Origin of the sequence: Methylorubrum rhodesianum (genome assembly GCF_014199985.1) — a bacterium.
Taxonomy (GTDB): domain Bacteria; phylum Pseudomonadota; class Alphaproteobacteria; order Rhizobiales; family Beijerinckiaceae; genus Methylobacterium; species Methylobacterium rhodesianum.
Genome location: NZ_JACHOS010000031.1, coordinates 1 through 18,366, shown reverse-complemented (window position 1 = coordinate 18,366; position 18,366 = coordinate 1). Strand labels below are relative to the sequence as shown.

Sequence of the window (18,366 nt, the reverse complement as noted above, 5' to 3'; positions counted from 1 at the left end):
AGCGGTAGGGAGCAAGAGATGCACGGGGGCGGGGTGGGTCCCTATTGGACGCCGATCAGCCCCTCAGCCGGGTCCTTTTTCCACGCCGATACCCAACGTGGCCCAGACGAAGGCCTGATGGCGCGGTGTGCCGGTCGGTTTCAGGGCAGGCCGCAGAGGATCGTTCAGCTCGCGAATCAAGAAGGTGTAGTTCGCGCCCACGAACAGCTCTGGCGAGAGCGTCAGCTCCGAGGCGACTTCATAGCCGTAGGTGCGCCCAGTGCCGACGTTCTGGTTCTGAATCTGGTTATTGCCAATGCTGACGGATTGGATCGCGTCCTCGATGTCGCTGTAAAACACTGCCGGCGAGAGCCGTAGGGATCCCAAGAACAGCTCGGACCAGCCGACCTCGTAGTTCGTGGCTCGCTCCGGCCGGAGATCAGGATTGGGGACAGCGTCACCGAATCGGGTGCTGAAGCGCTCGAACAGGTTCGGAAAGCGAGTCCGTGAGGAGACGCTGGCATGAACCCGACCTGTCTCGCTGGTTCGGTAAATTGCGGCCGTCTGCCAGTTGACCGCGTCGGTGCTGCCCAGCGGATAGGAGAACAGCGCGCGCGTGCTCGCGTTGTAGTCCTGCGCCCTGCGTAGCGCGTTGCGATCGTAGCTGAGGCCGGCCACGAGATCGAGTTGGTCCGTCGCGTGGAAGGTGTTCTCGACGGCGACGGAGTAGGTATCTTCCTGGCTCGTCTGGCGCGGCTCGATCACCGAACTCGGCAGACCTGGGGCCGGGAACTGGCGCTCGGTATGGGTATCGCGGCGGTAATGCGCGGCAAACTTGAGGGTGTTGAGCGGGATCAGCTCGGTGCCGAACTCGATGCTGCCGCCATAGGCAGTGTCGTCGTAGAAACTGTCGAAGGAGCGTGGCAGGCGCTGACTAGATAAGCTCGCATTGTCGAAGGCCGAGAGTAGATTGTTGAAGCTGTTGTGGTAGGCCCGACCCAACAGGTAGGACTTATCGCCGATCGCCGTGCGTGACAGGAAGTACAGGCTGTCGATGTCCCAGTAGGGCCATCGCCAATCGCGCTGGAAGGCGGTCCCCCGGGGGAGCGGCATCGGCGTGATGCCGCTGACGGGCTCGAACACCGAGTATGGAGCCCCCTTGGCGCCCGATTGCTTTGTGTAGCTTAGGGAGTACTCGTCCGTGGCGTTCGGTGTGAGTGCGGCCTTCAGGTTGACGCGGTAATCGTCGACCGCCGAGAAGTCGCGCCGACCTCCATCCTCGATCGGCGGGCCGTTGCCGATCGGTACGGGGCGAAAACCCTGCGACAGGAACCAGCCGTTGCTGTCGCGGATCGTGCCGCTGGCCTGAAGGTAATAGTTTTCCTGGCGCGTGCCGATCAGTCCGAAGCCGGTGAAGGCCGTCGGGATGCCGCGATTGCCAACCTCGACGCCGGTGCGGAACTCGGCTTCCGCCGCCCGCACCGGCTTGCGGGTGACGAGGTTGATCGCGCCTCCCATGCCGCCGGGGCCGTTCAGCACGGTGACGTAGCCCTTTTGCACCTGGATCTCGGCGAGGTCCGGCGTGAGGAAGCGCCCGAAATCAAGCCGGTTGTCCGCCGGCAGGTAGACGCGGATGCCGTCGATCGAGAGAGGCACCTGAAAGCGGTCGAAGCCGCGCACGAAGATCAGCCGCTCGTTGCGGCTGCCGCCGGAATTGGCCGCGCTCACGCCCGGAACCACGGTCAGCGCATCATCCAGTGTGTTCTTGTTGAAGGTGTAGACGTCACGCGCTGTGACGACGCTCTGAGACGGCGTCGGTAGTCCGCCACTTTCGCGTCCGCTCCCGCTGACGGAAATTTCGGAGAGTACGGTCGAGAGTTCTCCGAGCTCGAAGGTGCCGATGGGTGCCCTGTCCGTTGGTACGACGCGCAAGGCTTTCGGCCGCCGGCCTTCCTCCAATGCAATGTCTTGAGCAATCGCATCGGTGCTGATGGGCGCGACGCTGACAGCTACGAACGCGGACACAACGGCTGGAATAGAGCGCACGATGGACATCTACCCTTCTCTGGGGGCGTCGATGGCAAGGATCTATCGCCGCCGGCCGTTCTTGGACGTTCCAGCAGGCTTGGCTATATACGAATAAATATAGCGATTCGGACGTTGCAGCCTTGCAACAGGGTCGCCCTAAAGGCGATCTCGACGTGGCGAGGAGCACTTCGAAACAGGTCGGGACTGATCGCCATGGGCTCCTTCGAAACACATGGCGGGGTTCAGAGGCCTCCCCCGCGCTTCATCGCCATCGCACAACGAGCAAATGCTCACCCTGGACGACTGGCGGCACGGTCATTTTGTCCACCCATGAAGCCTTTCCGAATGGGCGAAGTGGACAAATTGTCCAGCTATTCCATGGCGGCAGTTTTGCTTAAGTCTCTGTGGAGAATTGATAAATCAATCAATGTAGTGAGTGGCTCGGACATTGCTGTCGGGGTTCCCGAAGTGCGGCGAAGACCGCACCTCGAGGAATCGCCCCAGGAGGATCCATGTCTGTCAGCATCGCCGCCGAGCCCGGCTTTTTCAGTCGTGAGCGCACGGTCGCCGCGCCCAGTTTTAACCGTTGGCTGGTGCCGCCGGCCGCCCTCGCGATCCATCTCTGCATCGGCATGGCCTACGGCTTCAGCGTGTTCTGGCTGCCGCTCTCGCGCGCCGTCGGCATCACTCAGCCGGTCGCTTGCCCGGCCGAGATGGGCTTCTTCGGGTCCTTGGTCGCGACGGGGTGCGATTGGAAGATCAGCCAGCTCGGATGGATGTACACGCTGTTCTTCGTGCTGCTCGGCTGTTCCGCGGCGATCTGGGGTGGCTGGCTGGAGCGCGCCGGGCCGCGTAAGGCGGGCCTCGTCTCAGCTCTGTGCTGGTGTGGCGGCCTGCTGATCTCCGCGCTCGGCGTCTACCTGCACCAACTTTGGATGCTCTGGCTCGGCTCCGGCGTCATCGGCGGCATCGGGCTCGGCCTCGGCTACATCTCGCCGGTCTCGACGCTGATCAAGTGGTTCCCGGACCGGCGCGGCATGGCCACCGGCATGGCGATCATGGGCTTCGGCGGCGGCGCGATGATTGGCGCGCCCCTGGCCGACTGGCTGATGCGCCAGTTCGCGAGCCCGACCTCCGTCGGCGTCTGGCAGACCTTCGTGGCGATGGCTCTCATCTACGCCGTGTTCATGACGGCGGGCGCACTCGGCTACCGGGTGCCGCGCGAGGACTGGAAGCCGGCCGGGTGGACACCGCCCGCGACCACCAAGAGCGCGATGGTCTCGTCCCGCAACGTCGATCTCGGTGTCGCGACCCGCACCCCGCAATTCTGGCTGATCTGGGCGGCGCTGTGCCTCAACGTCTCGGCCGGCATCGGCGTCATCGGCATGGCCTCGCCGATGCTGCAAGAGATGTTCGGCGGCCGTCTGATCGGGCTCGACATCCCCTTCGGCCAGCTCGACGCCGCGCAGAAGGCGCAGATCGCCGCCATCGCGGCGGGCTTCACCGGGCTGCTCAGCTTGTGCAACATCGGCGGACGCTTCCTGTGGGCGACCTCCTCGGACAAGCTCGGACGCAAGCTCACCTTCGCGATCTTCTTCCTCCTCGGCATGGTGCTCTACGCCGCGGTGCCGACACTCGCGGGTCTGGGCACGACGCTGTTCTTCGTGCTTGCGGTCGGCATCATCATCTCGATGTATGGCGGCGGCTTCGCCACGGTGCCGGCTTATCTCGCCGATATGTTCGGGACCAAGATGGTCGGCGCGATCCACGGACGGCTCCTCACCGCCTGGGCGACGGCGGGCATCCTCGGCCCGGTGCTCGTGAACTACCTGCGCGAGTACCAGATCGCCGCGGGCCTGCCCAATGCGCAGGCCTATAATCAGACCATGTACATCCTGGCCGGGCTCCTGGTCCTCGGCCTGATCTGCAACCTCTTGGTCCGGCCGGTCGCGGCGCGCCATTACATGGCGGATGAGAAGGGGACGCCTGCCGCTCTGCGCCCGGCGACCCAAGCCTCGCTCGCCGCCACGCCGACAGCCGAGCGCACGGCGTCGCCCGTGCTCGTTGGGCTGGCCTGGGCGGCAGTGGGCGTGCCGCTGGCGGTCGGCGTGCTGATCACGCTACAGAAGACGGCAATCCTATTGCATTGACGCGCCCCTGCAACCCGCCGGCCCTTCGCCGGCGGGTCAGCGCATCGCCATCGGGAGGGAATTCCTCTAAGCAGGCATTGCTCCGGGACTGCTTGCGGCAGACCCTCCCGCTGGCCCAATCGCAGTTCCATGACAGACGGCCCAAGCGCGACAGACGCTTCCGTTGCGACCAGCGACCCGTGGCTCGCCAAGGCGCAGATCCTTGTCGTCGACGACGAGCCCGGCATGCGCAACTTCCTCGTCCGGACGCTGGCGCCGCGCTGCGCCCGGGTCGAGGCGGTCGGCGATACGAGCGCCGCGGGCCGGCTGATCGAGGCGAGCAGCTTCGACCTCATCATCCTCGACAACATCCTGGGTGGACGCACGGGCCTGTCCTGGCTCGCGGATCTGCGACGCGACGGCCTGTTCACGGAGGTGATCCTGATCACTGCCTTTGCCGATCTCGAAACCGCGATCGAGGCTGTACGGGCGGGCGCAGCCGATTTCGTGCTCAAGCCGTTCCGCACCAAGCAGATCCTCAACGCCGTCGTGCGCTGCCTCGACCGCTCGGCCCTGCGACGGGAGAACTTCGTTCTACGCCGTCAACTGGCTCCGCCGGACCGGTCCCAGGCCGCCGAGCGTATCGTCGGCACCTCAGCGCAGATGGTGCGCACCCGCGATCTCGTCGCCCGCGCCGCGGCGACCCGCAGCACCGTGCTCGTCACCGGCGAGTCGGGGACGGCCAAGGAGGTCACGGCGCGTGCCCTGCACGAGTTGTCCGCCTTCGCCGACCGGCCGTTCGTACCGGTGAATTGCGGAGCCATCGCCGCCGACATCATCGAGAGCGAGCTGTTCGGCCATGTGAAGGGCGCCTTCACCAGCGCCGCTTCCTCGCGGGAAGGTCTCTTCTTTTACGCCCAGGGCGGCACGCTCTTCCTCGACGAGATCGCCGAATTGCCTCTCGCGCTGCAGGCGAAGCTCCTGCGGGTGATCGAGGACCGCAAAGTCCGGCCCGTCGGCTCCGACCGCGAAATCCCGATCGACGTTCGCCTGATCGCGGCGACCAATGCCGACCTCGCCGAGCGAGTCGCCGGCGGACAGTTCCGGGCCGACCTCTACTACCGGCTGGACGTCGTCCGTATCCACCTGCCGCCGCTGCGCGAGCGCGTAGAGGACATCGAACCGCTCGCGCGGATGTTCATGGACCAACTCTCGGCTCAACTCGGCCTGCCACCGCTGCCGATCCCGCTGAGCGTGCTGCAGCGCTTCGAGGCCTATCCGTGGCCTGGCAACGCCCGCGAGCTTCGCAACCGGATCGAGCGTGCCCTGATCCTCGGGACATTCGGCGAGCCCGACTCCGGACCGACGGCCGAGCCCCGGACCGACGATCTTGCCGAGGTGGAGAAGCGCCATATCCTGCGAGTGCTCGCCGCCTCCGAGGGAAATCGCGCCGAGGCTGCGCGCCGGCTCGGTGTCTCGCGCAAAACCCTCGACCGCAAATGCGCGGAATGGAATGTGTGAGCGATCCGGGTCCGCGTGAGCCATCCACGAACCGCTGGCGTCTGCGCTCCGTCCGGACCCGTCTGCTCGCCATCGCCCTGCTGCCGATGGGGGCGGTACTTCCCGTCGTCCTCGGCTTCGCCCTATTTTGGTGGCTCGGGCAATTCGACGCGCTGCTCGTCTCCAAGGCACACGACGACCTAATCATCGCCCGCCAGTATCTGCGCCGCATCATGGAGCGCGGCGATGAGCAGATTGCAGCCCTCGGGCAGTCGGCAGCCTTCGCGGAAGCCGCCCGCGCGGACGGGCTCGACACCCTCCTCGAAGAGAGGCGGAAGGCACTCGGGCTCGATTTCCTCTATCTCACGGCCGCCGACGGCACGGTCCTAGCCGCCTCGCCGGCCGGAGCCAGACCTGCGGGCAGTGCAGGATGGCGGGTCGTCCGCGCCGCGCTCGAAGGTAAGCGGGAGACTGCGATCGACGTGTTCGACGCTAATGCAATGGACGCGGTCTCACCCGGTCTGGCGGTGCGCGCTCGCCTCGATCTCGTGCCGACGCCGGCCGCGGCTGAGACCGACCGCGCCGTCGAGACACGGGGCCTCGTGATTCATTCAGCCAGTCCCGCGCCGCTGCCCGACAGCAGAGGCGGGGCGCGTACGGGCGCCCTCGTCGGCGGCTCGCTCCTGAACGGCAATCTCGGCTTCGTCGACACTCTCAACGACCTGATCTACGCCCATGCTGATCTCCCCGGCGGCGGCCAGGGCACGGCGACGCTGTTTCTCGACGACGTACGCGTCGCGACCAACGTGCGGCTGTTCGGCAACCGCCGCGCTCTCGGCACCCGTGTCTCGAAAGAGGTGCGCGACGCCGTGCTCGGCCGGGGCCGCGTTTGGCTCGACAGCGCCTTCGTGGTGAACGACCGCTACATCTCAGCCTACGAGCCCGTGACAGACAGCACCGGCCACCGGGTCGGCATGCTCTATGTCGGTTTCCTCGAACAGCCGTTCCGTCTGGCGCGCTGGGCGATGGTGGCGGCGGTGGTAGCGGCATTCGCGCTTGCCGCCCTCGTGACGATACCGTTCCTGCTCCGCCTCGCTCGAGCGATCTTCAAGCCACTGGAACAAATGAACCGAACGATCGCAGCCGTCGATGCCGGCGATCTCGGCGCACGGATCGGGACCGTCCCAAGCGGAGACGAGATTGGGCTCGTGGCGCGCCGCTTCGACGAGTTGCTGGAGCGACTTCAGACGCGCGACGCTGAATTGCGTGCGTTCGCGCGCGAACTCGATGCCCGCGTTGAGGAGCGCACGCGCCAGCTCGAGGAGACCCGTCGCCAACTCGTGATGTCTGAGAAGCTCGCCTCGATCGGCGAGATTACGGCCGGCGTCGCTCATGAGATCAACAATCCGATCGCTGTGATTCAGGGCAACCTTGAGGTTGCACGTGAGGCTCTCGGACCCGCGGCGGACGAAGTCCGGACCGAGTTCGACCTGATCGATCAGCAGGTCCACCGGGTGAACATGATCGTCACGCGCCTGCTGCAGTTCGCCCGCCCGGACGAGTATGCGGGCTATGTCGAGACGGTCGTGCCGGCCGAGGTCGTCACAGATTGCCTGGTGCTCGTTCGCCATCTCCTCGAACGCGCCGACGTCGCGATCGAGAGAGAGGATACCGCGACCCGCACGGTGGAGATCAGCCGGACCGAGTTGCAGCAGGTCGTAATCAACCTCATGGTCAACGCCATTCACGCCATGCCCGAGGGCGGCCTGCTCCGTCTGAAGACGCAGGACAACGACTACTCCGGGCGCGAAGGTGTCGCGATTGAGGTTTCGGATACCGGCGTCGGCATCCCTGCCGACCGGCTGCGCAAAATTTTTGACCCCTTCTTCACCACCCGTACGCACGGGGGTACAGGACTAGGCCTTTCCATCAGCTACACGCTGATCGCCCGCTACGGCGGTACAATCACGGTCCACAGCGAGCTTGAGCGAGGATCGATCTTCGTGATCTGGCTTCCGGCGGTTCGTCGTCCGCATTGATGTCCGCCATCTGTCTTCATGAGTGTAGATCGACGTTGAGGCGGCTCATCATACACTTCGGCAAAAAAGCTGTAATCTATGTCTAGATTGCTCTGAGCAGGGTCGCGATCGACATCGTTCGACGAGCAAAATACATGCGGCAGTACAGCCGCCCGACCTACTTTGCCAGCTACTCGATACCCGTCACGCGACCTTGGATGCCGAGCACGCCGCGCAGGTTCCGGATAGCCATTCCCGCTCGACCTGCACTCCACCCTCGGTCATGGTGGGGTACTGGTCGATCCACCGGTCGGACCAACGGCCGCCCGCCTCGGTGAGCGAAGCACGCCGCGCGGCATGAATCCTATGGCACGGACGCGTTACCTTCCCCAGGAGGCAGTCCAGGGCCAACTGGGCGACCAGCGACGTGACGAACCCGAGCTCGACAGGCCCGTACGGCTGATAGTGGGCGCCGCAAGCGGGCTCTTCAAAAGCGACTGCCCGCTCGTCGGGCCAAGCTGCCACCCGGAAATGGGGTGCCCCCGTCCGGTCGAGCCCGCACCTGAGGCAGCCACCCCCAGGCGTGATGGCCACCGCATGCCCCGCGACAGCGTGCGCCTCGGTCCAGCCGTAGATGACGGGCATCGGCCTGCCCAGCCGGCACTGCCAGTCATTGAGTTGGCTTTCCGTGCGCCAATCCCCCATCGCCGACACGACGAGGTGACTTCCCCGGAGCGTTCCTTCATCGACGGCCAACATCGCCTGCGCCATGACCGGGAAGGCATCGAACCTCCCGTGCGGGTAGTCGATCCGCAGCTTCGAGGCCAGCCCTTCCGCTTTGTTCGCGCGCACGCAGGCGGCGCCGAGCGGATGGCGTCCGACGTTGGCCCAATCAAGTGCATCATGGTCGACAAGATTCAGGTGCCCGACGCCCGCCTGCGCGAGCGCGACCGCCACCGGCGCGCCAACCGATCCACAGCCCATGACCGTGACCGTCGCGCCTGTCAGCCGTTCCGTCCGCAGATCATGCCCTCGACCGTGGATCCAAGGGGCATCCGCTCGCGCCGGCTCGTCGCGCACGACGGGATCGCTGCCAAGGTATCGCCGTGCCAGCAGTCTGCTCGGCAGGCGTGAGGGCCGGAAGCCGTCGTAAAGTGGCGCTGTCGAGCCGCCGCAGCTGCGTGCGCCCCGCGGGGATGCGATAGCGGCCGTCACGATCCCAGGGCCGAACCGTCCCTCCGCGGCGATGACCGTGACGATGCTGTCCTGCCGCGCGGAGACGAGGTCCGATAGGAGTGCAGGCGACCAGCGCCATCCTACTCAATGGCGCGGAGGCCATCCCGCCGGTCAAGAGGATGGCCGTGATCTGGTTCAGCGACCTCTCGGGCTTCTCCGCCCACTCCGAGGGGCGGGACGCCGTCGAGGTGGGAGCCACCCTCCGTCGGCTTACGGACCCGCAGGTGGAGGAGATTCAGCGGTCGAACGGGCAGGTCGATAAGCATATGGGCGATGCGGTGATGGCTTTCTGGCTATGCCCGGACGCCCCTCGCCTCAGTAAGGGCGTTGCCGGAGCCACAAGGGCGGCGCTCGAGGCCGCCCGCCGCGTCCAGGCGGCAGCAGCGGAAGCCTCGGCGCCAGTAGGCATCCGGATCGGCCTGCACCTGGGGGAGGTATCCGTCGGCGACTTCGGTGGCGGCGACCGCATCGCCTTCACCATCGTCGGCCAACCCGTCAACGAGGCGGCGCGATACGAGCAGTTCAAGCCCGACACCCAACAGTCGGGCGGGCGCGTCCGCGTCAGCGACGCGGTCTTCGAGCTACTCCCCAATGACGTTCGCGCCTCCTTTCTGCCGAGCCCGGTCGAATTCTTCGACAAGCACCGCAAGCGCTTCGTCGCCTTCCTGTCCTCGAATTAGCCTTGGGTGCCGACATGGCCTGGGATCCGATCCGAAGCCGAAACCGCATCGCGCGGTTCATGACGACCGTACCGCAGTCGGCCATCGACGTGCGAACCTTTGACCAAACGTACCTCTTGCAGCGTGTTCGGGACGCGCAGGCCCGCGGCAAGAGGCTCGGCTTCGATGAGTCGCCTATCTTTGCCGTCCCCCGGAACCGCGCGGTTCTGGTCGATGGTGTGCACGTCTACGTCCAGCTGCTCGACTACCACGATCGGCTTCAGGATCAGGGCCGCGAGACCGAAGCCAGCCATAAGCGCGTCCTACAGTTCCTGCACCTCCACTACTCGGCAACTGATAGGGTCGTGGAGGAGTTCGAGGCGCAGCGCGTCGACTACCACGGCCCCCGGCTGCACGCCGTCCTGGTGACGCCCGTCGGGGACGAGCGCCAACGCGTCCTCCGGGCCGTCGCATTCGCAGTGACCTTGAAGGAGACGATTGAGGCCGCCGGCCAGAACATCGGCGGCGCCCGCCTCCAGACCCGGGTCAGGATTGGTATCGACACGGGGCGTGCGGTCGCCGTGAGCAGCGGTCGGGGCGCGGATATGGAGCCGCTCTTCCTCGGCAGCCCGGCCAACCACGCAGCCAAGCTGGCAGAGGGTGACCATCCCGGCATCTATCTCAGCGACCGCGCCCGCGAGGTTCTGGGCGAACCAAGCGTCGGCTGGGCCTCGGAGCGCTCCACCTCGCTCGCGGAGGACCGTCAATACGGGCTTGCCAACGCGGGCTACGGCCAAGCGTGGTCCGGCCTCGATCCGGCGCCGATCCGGGCACGGGTGCTCGCCGCGGTCCGCGCTCTGCAAACGGACATGGATCTGACCGCGCTCACCTCCCCCGAGGCGACGTTCCGCTTCCACCGCCACGAGCCGCCGCTCAAGACCATCGACTTCGCCGAGTTGATGCCGAGCCGTTCGATCAGGATGGGGCTCGCCTCGGTCTTCGCCGATCTATCCGGCTTCACCGCCTACGTGGACGCGTGCATCAGGGGTCGACGCATCGCCGAGATGACGGCGAACCTGCACGTCATCCGGGGCGAGCTGGCGGCCTGCGCCCGGGACGACTTCGGCGCCAGGAAGGTACGCTTCATCGGCGATTGCCTCCACGGGCTTGTGGCCGTGGGCACGCGGCTGGCGACCGAGCCGGCGAGTACGGTGGACGCCGCCGTCATGCTCTCCGGGGGCCTTCGCTCCTCGTTCAACCTCTGCAAGGCGACGCTGCCCGGCATCCGCGAGATGGGCATCGCAATAGGCTCGGAGTTCGGGGAGACCCCGGTCAGCAGGGTGGGCATCCGGGGCGACAGGAGCGTCCGTTGCGCCACCAGCAAGGCAGTCTCGACCTCCGAGGCCATCCAGTCCGACCTGAACGGACGGCAGACTGCCCTCGGGCCGAACGCACTCGCCAACGCCTCCCCGGCGGTCAGGCGGGCATTCGAGGCCGGACCGGTCTATGACATGGACCACGACCGGGCCGGTCACGTCGTCACGCCGGCCCCTGCCCCGTCGGTGGCGAGGCCGGCGGCGCTCTCGTCCGGCCTGCTGATCTCCCAGGGCGCGACCGCTGCCGGATCTGTGCGGGAGCGAGGCAGCGGACGCCATGCATGAGGCGTCGATCCGGCGGCATGCGGCTGTCGAGAGGGTTCGCGAGTGCCTCCGGGACCTGCACGGTGTCGACCCGACACCGTTGGGACGAAGGGCCCTCGCCGCATACCACCACCGTTTCCGGATAAAGTCGGGTTGGCGACTGCCCGTCGACTTCGGCGAACCGCATCCACGGCACATCGACGTGCTGATACCCGAGGGTTTCCCGCTCGTACGACCGCAGTTCGGCCTGCTGGAACGGCCGCCGTTCCTCACGTGGCCCCACGTCGAGCGCGATGGCAGTCTGTGCCTACTCGCCAACATGAGCGAATTCGATCCCGACGATCCGGCCGGAGTGGTGGTCCGGCTGCTCGGAAAGAGCTGCACCCTCGTTCGGGACCTCTTAGAAGGGGGCATGGCGGAGAGGGACTTCCTCGATGAGTTCCTCACCTACTGGCGCTACGATCGGAACGCCTCGGACGGACGCCTGACGAGCATCCTGCGGATAGAGCGGCCGTCACGCGAGATCGCCGTCTGGCAGACCACGGGCATCCGCCTGCTCGGAGACACCGAGGAGCAGGTCACGGGTTGGCTGCGGAACCGTTATGGAGACAAGGTCCTCCGCCCGTCGCGACTGCAAAAGGGCCTGCTCGTGTGGCTCGACCGGCCGATGCTGCCGTCCGAGTACCCGAGGACGGCGCGGGACGTGCAGGTCTTGGTGGAGAGGTGTGGCGGCGAGGCACCGCGTCTCCTTCCGGGCAGACCAAGCGCGCGATAGCCCGGTCACCCCTGTTGAGATCCCGCGCCTGGCTCGCCCTCTGCAGGCTCGCCTCGTCGAGTTTCGCGACCAGGGCCCGCGCGACGGTCTCGTACCAAAGGGCCCTGGTTTCCCCGGCGAGGGCGTCGATTGTCGATCGGTCGATCCTCCACACCTTGGATCGGTAGGCTGCCACAATATAACTGCATAGCGCCTATATCTATTGCGATTGCAACAACGCTTTCACCATATCCGGGCAGCGATTTCGCGTTCCTCGGCCCCCATCACATCCGCAGCTTGACCCCGCGCTCCTGAAGCATGTGGGCGGTGTCGAGCATTTCGCGGAGGGAGCGGCCAAGGCGGTCGATCTTCCAGACCACCAGCTGATCCTCGGCGCGCAGGAAGTCGAGGGCAGCCTCGAGGGCCGGGCGCTTGGTGCCGGCGCGCCCGCTCTCCTTCTCCTCGAAGATCTAGGTGCAGCCAGCGGCCTTCAGGGCATCGCGCTGCAGGTCCAGGTTCTGGTCCTCGGTGGAGACGCGCGCGTAGCCGATCAGCATGTCACGATAGTCGCATGAATGCGTTTTAGTTACAATAGAAAATGTAACATACTTAGGTGACAGAAACAGCGACGTTCTGAGGGCCGGGGAAGGGTCCGCGCCGAGTGTCACCTAAACGTTCGTTTTATGGACACCCCGGGCGCACGCTGTTGCACAGTCTGACAATAATCCACGAGGGGCAGATGTGGTGCCAACACTGTTTACGTACGTATAACAACATGCTCTCTCGGTCTCCAGCAGACCATAGACAGTTCATATCCTCGTACATCAATCGGTCATGCAATCACGGCAATCTGCACTGGCAGGTCGCAGAACATCTGGCGCCATACATCGAGAGCGGGCACATGCAATTTATATCAAGCAATTATAACAAATCAGAGGTCAAAGAACAGACAGATATATCAAGAGAATCGCATGAGCAGAAAAAGTCGTCGGATGAGAACGCAGCCAGCAAACATACATTCATTGCCCTAATCAATGCAGTCCGCATATTCGAACTCTCACTGGATCACATGCACGAGATCGGAGCCTATTTCGTCTCCGATGCAGGAGGCAGAACATTCCACGTAAGACGCATCAGCCAATCTGGGAGCCTCATAATATTCGAAGGCATGTTCGACGGACATCCAATCCATTTGGTAAAACATCATACGCAGGTAAACATAGCATTGATCGCACTACCTAAAATTAACACCGAGCCGGCACGAATTGGTTTTGTTGCCGGCGACTGATACTTGATTGGATAGTCGGACTATCCTTGCAAAATTACGAAAGATGCAAACTGAATAAATCTTAAATGTGTGCAATATGCAGCGTTGTCCAGCGGCGTCATTGCATCACAATCAGCCATGTCTGTGCCATAAGATGGACGCCTATCGCAGCACCGACGGCCTGCTCGCCCATATCAGCCGCGATCTCGGCATCGATCTCGGGCTATTGCCGCCCGACAAGCCCGTCGACGAACTCGACATTCAGGGTGTTCAGGGACTGGTGCACTTCTTCGAGGAGGCGAATCCCGGCAAGCGGGCGACGGTAGCCGATATCGGCAACGCCTACGCCTACAACACCCGAATCGTCGGAACGCCAGAGAGCATCGCCGACGACCTCGCCCGCTGGCAGGAAGCGGGACCAGCGCAAAATCACCTCGTCCGTCCTCATGGTCACCGGCATAGCCTTCGGGTGACCTGCGCCAACCTCGGCATTCGGCTCGCTCGTAAGGAAGGCATAGAGGTCGTCCGTTGTCTCGCCATCCTTGGCGAACGCGCTGCCGATCATTTGCGTGCTGTGTGCGACTGATCTGCCTGCACGCCAAAGGGAAGGCTGGGGCTGGCTCTTGTTCATAGCTGTCCCGACGAGCTCAGTGCCGAAGGCAATGGACAAGCTCCCGACGGCTGCGCGGTCGGAACCGAAGAATCCGGGCCCGCTGCCGACTCCGAGGCGATAACCAATAGGCGGGCGACTGCGCGCCCGCTGGGGCCTGTTGTCACTTGATCCAATCGAGCGTTGCGGCGAGGCAGAGGACAGCAAAAGCCAACAATTCTAGATGTTTGATCTCAGGGTTTGATGGTGCAGTCTTCACGCTGGAGTGGAGGGACGCGCTATGGGCCAGGTTCTTCACCCACGTTCAAACGGCGGCTTCGCGCCGTGTCCCTTGGCATGCCGCTGTCGCTATCGAGGTCCGAGTTCACGAAGCTTTGAGCAACGGCGGAGGTTGTTGCCAGTACTGTGAATAAAGCGAGGGGTTCCGAGATGCGCGCGGCGCATAGAAGCTCGGGATTGCGTGTGCCAGAAGCACCGTTTTGACGTCTTGTGCCGCATCTAAGTTTCGCACGTCCGGCATGCTACTTGATAGATCTGGCAGACACTAGGCGCTAGGAAGGGCTCTCGCTCCTCGCCTGCGTGTCCTTGCGGTCCTGGTCCCGCACCAGCCAGTGGACGGCGCCAAGCGCCAGGACGGCGGCCGCCAATCCGATGATGGTCAGAGGCTCGGTCTTGCTGGCATCCAGGATGATGAACTTGCGGGCGAGCGCCAGCAGCGCGATCAGGATGACCGTGCGCAACTGGATGATGCTCTCCTGGCGATGCAGCACGCTGAGGATCGAGTGGTTGAACTCGAGCGCGATCAGCACCGTAAAGATCATGCCGAAGACGGCCTGGAACACGCTGTGCTCGGCCGGGTCGAGCAAGCCGTAGACAACCAGCAGCACAACGCGGAAGCAAAGATTGATCACGGCCGCGATGATGACGAGGCCGATGAGGCCGGTCAGAACCACGACGATCCCCTCTTCGAAACGCTCGTAGAGGCTCAGGCCTGGCCACGCCTTGCGCGTGTCCCGCAGCGTGTCGGCCGCCGCCGAGACGTGTCGCGAGAAGGGAAAGCGCCTTTGGCCCTGATTTAGATCGGTTGTATCTTCGGTCGTACGTCGGTCCACCCGCTAACTCCTTCGTGCCTTCTCTACCGAGAACACGATCTTCCGTTATGCACTCGAACTTAGGGCAGAGCATGCCGGCTCCATCCGGCCCTGCAGCATCCCCTCGTCCCCGAGAGTGGCAAACACGGCGGCTTGTCATAGGCCAGTACGGGCTGAGACAAGGCGACCGCTTCCTAGCCTCGCGATTTGAAGGTCGTGGATACGACACGCCGGCTGGGCTCCCTGCGTCAGTGCCGTATCAATACTGCAGCGCTGTCTCAGAGAGGGTACTCTCAGGCGGAACAAACTCGGTTCCGCCGGGGAGGACGAGCTTCCATTCCACGGGTCTCACCTGTGTTCCTGGACTGATTTTCTGGAATCCCTCGACGACGACGCGGTCGCCTGACTTGAGGCCTTCGCGGACGATCCACCCCTCGTCGGTTACCGGCCCGACCTCCACTGGATGGAGGATGACCTTATCACCGTCGCGGACGACCCAAACCTCAGGCTTGCCGTCGCTGGTGCGGTGCACCGCCTGCTGAGGAACGACGATGGCGTCCGCGTCGATGCCCTGCGGAAGGCGCGCCCGCACGTACATGCCAGGGAACAGCTCGTCCCGGGGATTGGGGAACAGCACGCGCATGGTGACTTGGCCGGTGCTCGGATCGGCCGTCACATCGGAGAATAGGAGTTTGCCGGTTTGGCCATAGACCGTTCCATCGTCCAAGATGAGCTCGACATTGGCGACATCGTTCGCAAGGCTTAGTAGCTCGCCTCTCGCAAGGTCGCGCCGGATCTTGTTCAGTTCACCGACCGACTGAGTGATGTCGACGTAGATCGGATCGAGCTGCTGGATGGTGGCGAACACCTGCCCGCTGCCTTGCTCGATGAGATTACCCTCCGTGAGCAGCGCTCGCCCAATACGACCCGAGATGGGAGCGCGTACGTCGGTGTAGCCGAGGTTCAACTTGGCCCTATCGCGCATGGCCTTCGCCGCTGCGACTTCCGCCTGAGCCTGCTTCTGTGCCGCGGAGGCACCATCATACTGCGCTTGGCTCGCGGTACCTCGCGCGAGAAGAAGCCCAAGGCGGTCCGCCTGCTGTGTCGCGAGGGTGAGGGCTGCCTCGGCTTTGGCCAGTTCCGCCTCGCTTCGCGCGAGCTCGACCTCGTAGGGAGCCGGATCGATTTTGTAGAGGATGTCGCCTTCCTTGACGTGGCTGCCTTGCTCGAACAGACGCTTGATTATGAGTCCGGAAACTCGGGAGCGCACCTCCGCGACCCGAAGCGGAGCGACCCGGCCGGGAAGGCTTCTCACGTATGGGACCGGCTGCGCCCGAACAGTGACGATGCTTACCTCCGGCAAGCCGGCCGGCAACGGGGCTACGGCCTGCTTCTGATTGCAGGCCGAGAGCGCGATCATGAGCACGCATGCAATAAGACTCCGCGGCTTGATCATGGTAGCACTGTATCTCTCGTGGCCTCTCTAGTCGTCACCGGCGCTTGAAGACCCCGGTCGCTCCTGGCTCCTGACACTGCGGGCTCGGAACAGCATCGATCCCATCTCTATGAGCGATATGAGCCGCTCAAATCAGAAGGGTGACGCGGCTGAATTGCCGACGGGCCGGCGCGGTGCAGGAGCCAAGCTTCCGCTGCTGCAAACGCCATGACACCGCCCCCCACGCAGACATGTGTCCAGAACGCGCTGGAGCTTTCGGTGAAGTGCAGAGCCCAAGGGGCGAGGATCAACCAGAGGCCGCCGAATAGGTTGGCACGTTCCGCCCGCAGCGGCGGCCAAGCCCAGGATACAACCGCCAAGCCTGCCACGACCATCGCGCTGATCCAGGCGCTCCATGACGCTCTTGGCATGTTCGAGTAGCCCCAGACCCAGGGCGCCGCGAACAGAAACACGGCAAGTGCAATGATGCACGATGAGTAGGATTCGATGTATTCTCTCCAGTTCCCACGCATGATCCGCCTCATGCTTGCAGATCGCTGATGTTGTCCGCTCAAGAGCGGCAGTTTGGGTGGTTCAGTGAACAACCAGCCATGATCTTCACTGTCGCTCCTGACGGCTCCGGCAGCGGAGGTGGCGGTCCATAACCAAGCACGCTCAAGCAGCTATGGTGGCAACCCCATCGGGTGAAACCGGCACGGCCGCCGCTGGCGCGTTCGGCTTCGGTCGCCAAACCTCACCCAGGCTCAGAAGGGCCCTCTTGACCTCTTCGAGCCGGGAGGGTTGGCCTCCCGCCATCCCTTCCGAGGCAGCAACCTCCTTCAGGTACTCGTCCCAGGCCCAACGCCGGAGGATCTCCCGCTTGCACTCTGTCGTCAGCTGGGGCTGGGTCAGAACAGCCTCAGGAGCCGTAAAGATTGCGGCAGGGGCCAAGAGGGCACGCTCCAGGTCTGGGCTGCTCGTCCCAGGTGCCGTGTGGTCCTCGAGGTCCTGGCCCACCGAACGTCGAGTGTGGGCACCCAAAGGCCGACCGAAGGCCTGCCTGCCGCACCGGGTCCAAAATTGCGGCGTAACGAAGCTGGTACGCGATATGCGTTCAGGCTCAGCCTCCACGTCGTAGTCCAGCCCCTGGCGCTCCGCATAAGCGACGGCTTCGGCTCTCGAGGCGAAGGTCAGCCGAACCTCGGTCGCCAGGGTGTCGTCGCCCCCGGTCCAGCCCATCAGCTCGTCGATCTCCGGGGGCGTGCGTCGCTCGAAGCTGAGGATCCAGTCGTTCTCGCGAGCTCGACCGGCGGTTCCGACCGGACGCTTGCGGCGCCGTATGATCGCACGTGCGCCAGCGAGCCAGGGCGCCGGGCTGCACCCGACCGGCGGATTGTTGTGTCCAATGCCGATTGCGGATTCCTGCATGGTTGCTCTCCATCCCTTGGCCCGGTCAGGGGCTGAACGCTCCGAGATACGCTGCGATCTGCACACCGAAGCTGGCGGCAAACGACAGCAGGGCTGCGTCCCAGGCGGTGAGGTTCGGGCTTGCGGCCGGCGGACCAGCTTGCGTGATCGCAAAGGCGAGCCAGACGTAGCCTGCTACCGAGAGCAGGCCGGACAGCGCCCAGATCGCGGTCGATGCCGGCAAGATCGATGCGAGACAGACGCAAAGGCTTACAGAGAGCAGCCAGTCCGTCAGAAGCGCCGCATTCGTATTTTGTGCTGGACCCATGAACCAGCGGCGCTGCATCCAGGTCGGCCGGCGGCGCCAATCCTTCAGGTGTAAGGTCGTCATGTGATCGCTTCCTTCTTAGTTGAAGCCGTTTCGCCAGGGCGCTGCTTCGTGATTGCCGCGGCGTCCGAACGCGAACGGCCACCGCGGCTTTCCCCTCACTACAATCGGTCGATCAGTCCTTCATCCGGCGCCTGCAGCTCGGTCAGAATGGCATCGAGCGGGACGGGCTCGGCCCAGTACCCTGGCAGGCAGCGCAGGGTTGGGCATGATTCTGCAGCCCGG

General features: G+C 64.4%; 14 protein-coding genes and 2 pseudogenes. 7 read left to right on the top strand and 9 right to left on the bottom strand.

Going from position 1 to position 18,366, the window contains the following annotated elements; all coding sequences use genetic code 11:
• Nucleotides 1-63 precede the first annotated feature (63 nt).
• Entirely contained in the window at nt 64-2,034 is a 1,971-nt protein-coding gene (locus tag HNR01_RS26740) for a TonB-dependent receptor plug domain-containing protein (RefSeq protein WP_246417687.1), read from the bottom strand.
• 485 nt (nt 2,035-2,519) lie between these two features.
• Between HNR01_RS26740 and HNR01_RS26735 the strand changes: the two genes are divergently transcribed.
• The 3 genes from HNR01_RS26735 (at nt 2,520) to HNR01_RS26725 (ending at nt 7,675) form a co-directional block, all read left to right on the top strand.
• The gene (locus HNR01_RS26735; RefSeq protein WP_012455556.1) at nt 2,520-4,157 is read left to right on the top strand and encodes an OFA family MFS transporter; all 1,638 of its coding nucleotides are present in this window, start codon (nt 2,520-2,522) and stop codon (nt 4,155-4,157) included.
• A 129-nt stretch (nt 4,158-4,286) separates the two neighbouring features.
• Nucleotides 4,287-5,657, top strand: coding sequence for a sigma-54-dependent transcriptional regulator (locus HNR01_RS26730; RefSeq protein ID WP_012455555.1), 1,371 nt, complete (start codon nt 4,287-4,289; stop codon nt 5,655-5,657).
• A complete protein-coding gene (locus tag HNR01_RS26725) occupies nt 5,645-7,675 on the top strand; it encodes a sensor histidine kinase (protein ID WP_012455554.1) in 2,031 nt (676 codons plus the stop codon). Before HNR01_RS26730 ends, HNR01_RS26725 begins: the two co-directional genes overlap by 13 nt.
• Nucleotides 7,676-7,858: 183 nt before the next feature.
• On the opposite strand, the gene HNR01_RS26720 is transcribed toward HNR01_RS26725, so the two are convergent.
• Nucleotides 7,859-8,734 (bottom strand): HesA/MoeB/ThiF family protein, encoded by an 876-nt coding sequence (locus HNR01_RS26720; RefSeq protein ID WP_157228243.1) that lies wholly within the window; start codon nt 8,732-8,734, stop codon nt 7,859-7,861.
• 215 nt (nt 8,735-8,949) lie between these two features.
• Here HNR01_RS26720 and HNR01_RS26715 point away from each other — a divergent pair, with 215 nt between their 5' ends.
• The 3 genes from HNR01_RS26715 to HNR01_RS26705 all read left to right on the top strand — a co-directional run bounded on the left by HNR01_RS26715 (nt 8,950) and on the right by HNR01_RS26705 (nt 11,964).
• Complete coding sequence (locus HNR01_RS26715) at nt 8,950-9,570, top strand: adenylate/guanylate cyclase domain-containing protein (RefSeq protein WP_012455552.1); 621 nt, start codon at nt 8,950-8,952, stop codon at nt 9,568-9,570.
• A gap of 218 nt (nt 9,571-9,788) precedes the next feature.
• Nucleotides 9,789-11,210 (top strand): adenylate/guanylate cyclase domain-containing protein, encoded by a 1,422-nt coding sequence (locus HNR01_RS26710; RefSeq protein WP_239681613.1) that lies wholly within the window; start codon nt 9,789-9,791, stop codon nt 11,208-11,210.
• Entirely contained in the window at nt 11,203-11,964 is a 762-nt protein-coding gene (locus tag HNR01_RS26705) for an E2/UBC family protein (protein ID WP_012455550.1), read from the top strand. The genes HNR01_RS26710 and HNR01_RS26705 overlap by 8 nt, the downstream gene beginning before the upstream one ends.
• A gap of 269 nt (nt 11,965-12,233) precedes the next feature.
• Here HNR01_RS26705 and HNR01_RS26700 read toward each other — a convergent pair.
• Nucleotides 12,234-12,500: pseudogene (locus HNR01_RS26700) on the bottom strand (recombinase family protein); the annotation flags it as partial.
• A gap of 182 nt (nt 12,501-12,682) precedes the next feature.
• Between HNR01_RS26700 and HNR01_RS28225 the strand changes: the two are divergent.
• Nucleotides 12,683-13,231, top strand: coding sequence for a DUF6173 family protein (locus tag HNR01_RS28225; protein ID WP_376770938.1), 549 nt, complete (start codon nt 12,683-12,685; stop codon nt 13,229-13,231).
• Nucleotides 13,232-13,622: 391 nt separating this feature from the next.
• Here HNR01_RS28225 and HNR01_RS27810 read toward each other — a convergent pair.
• The 6 genes and pseudogenes from HNR01_RS27810 to HNR01_RS26670 all read right to left on the bottom strand — a co-directional run.
• Nucleotides 13,623-13,754: pseudogene (locus HNR01_RS27810) on the bottom strand (SOS response-associated peptidase); the annotation flags it as partial.
• Between the two features lie 617 nt (nt 13,755-14,371).
• The gene (locus HNR01_RS26690; RefSeq protein ID WP_012455548.1) at nt 14,372-14,932 is read right to left on the bottom strand and encodes a phosphate-starvation-inducible PsiE family protein; all 561 of its coding nucleotides are present in this window, start codon (nt 14,930-14,932) and stop codon (nt 14,372-14,374) included.
• Between the two features lie 238 nt (nt 14,933-15,170).
• Nucleotides 15,171-16,367 carry an efflux RND transporter periplasmic adaptor subunit gene (locus tag HNR01_RS26685; RefSeq protein WP_012455547.1) on the bottom strand — a complete coding sequence of 399 codons (1,197 nt, stop codon included), beginning with the start codon at nt 16,365-16,367 and terminating at the stop codon, nt 15,171-15,173.
• Between the two features lie 107 nt (nt 16,368-16,474).
• Nucleotides 16,475-16,879, bottom strand: a complete 405-nt coding sequence (locus HNR01_RS26680) for an SPW repeat protein (protein WP_153876744.1) — start codon at nt 16,877-16,879, stop codon at nt 16,475-16,477.
• A 142-nt stretch (nt 16,880-17,021) separates the two neighbouring features.
• Nucleotides 17,022-17,774, bottom strand: a complete 753-nt coding sequence (locus HNR01_RS26675) for an NADH dehydrogenase ubiquinone Fe-S protein 4 (RefSeq protein ID WP_012455545.1) — start codon at nt 17,772-17,774, stop codon at nt 17,022-17,024.
• A gap of 25 nt (nt 17,775-17,799) precedes the next feature.
• Nucleotides 17,800-18,144: a hypothetical protein gene (locus HNR01_RS26670; protein WP_012455544.1), complete on the bottom strand. Its 345-nt coding sequence runs from the start codon at nt 18,142-18,144 to the stop codon at nt 17,800-17,802.
• Between the last annotated feature and the right edge of the window lie 222 nt (nt 18,145-18,366).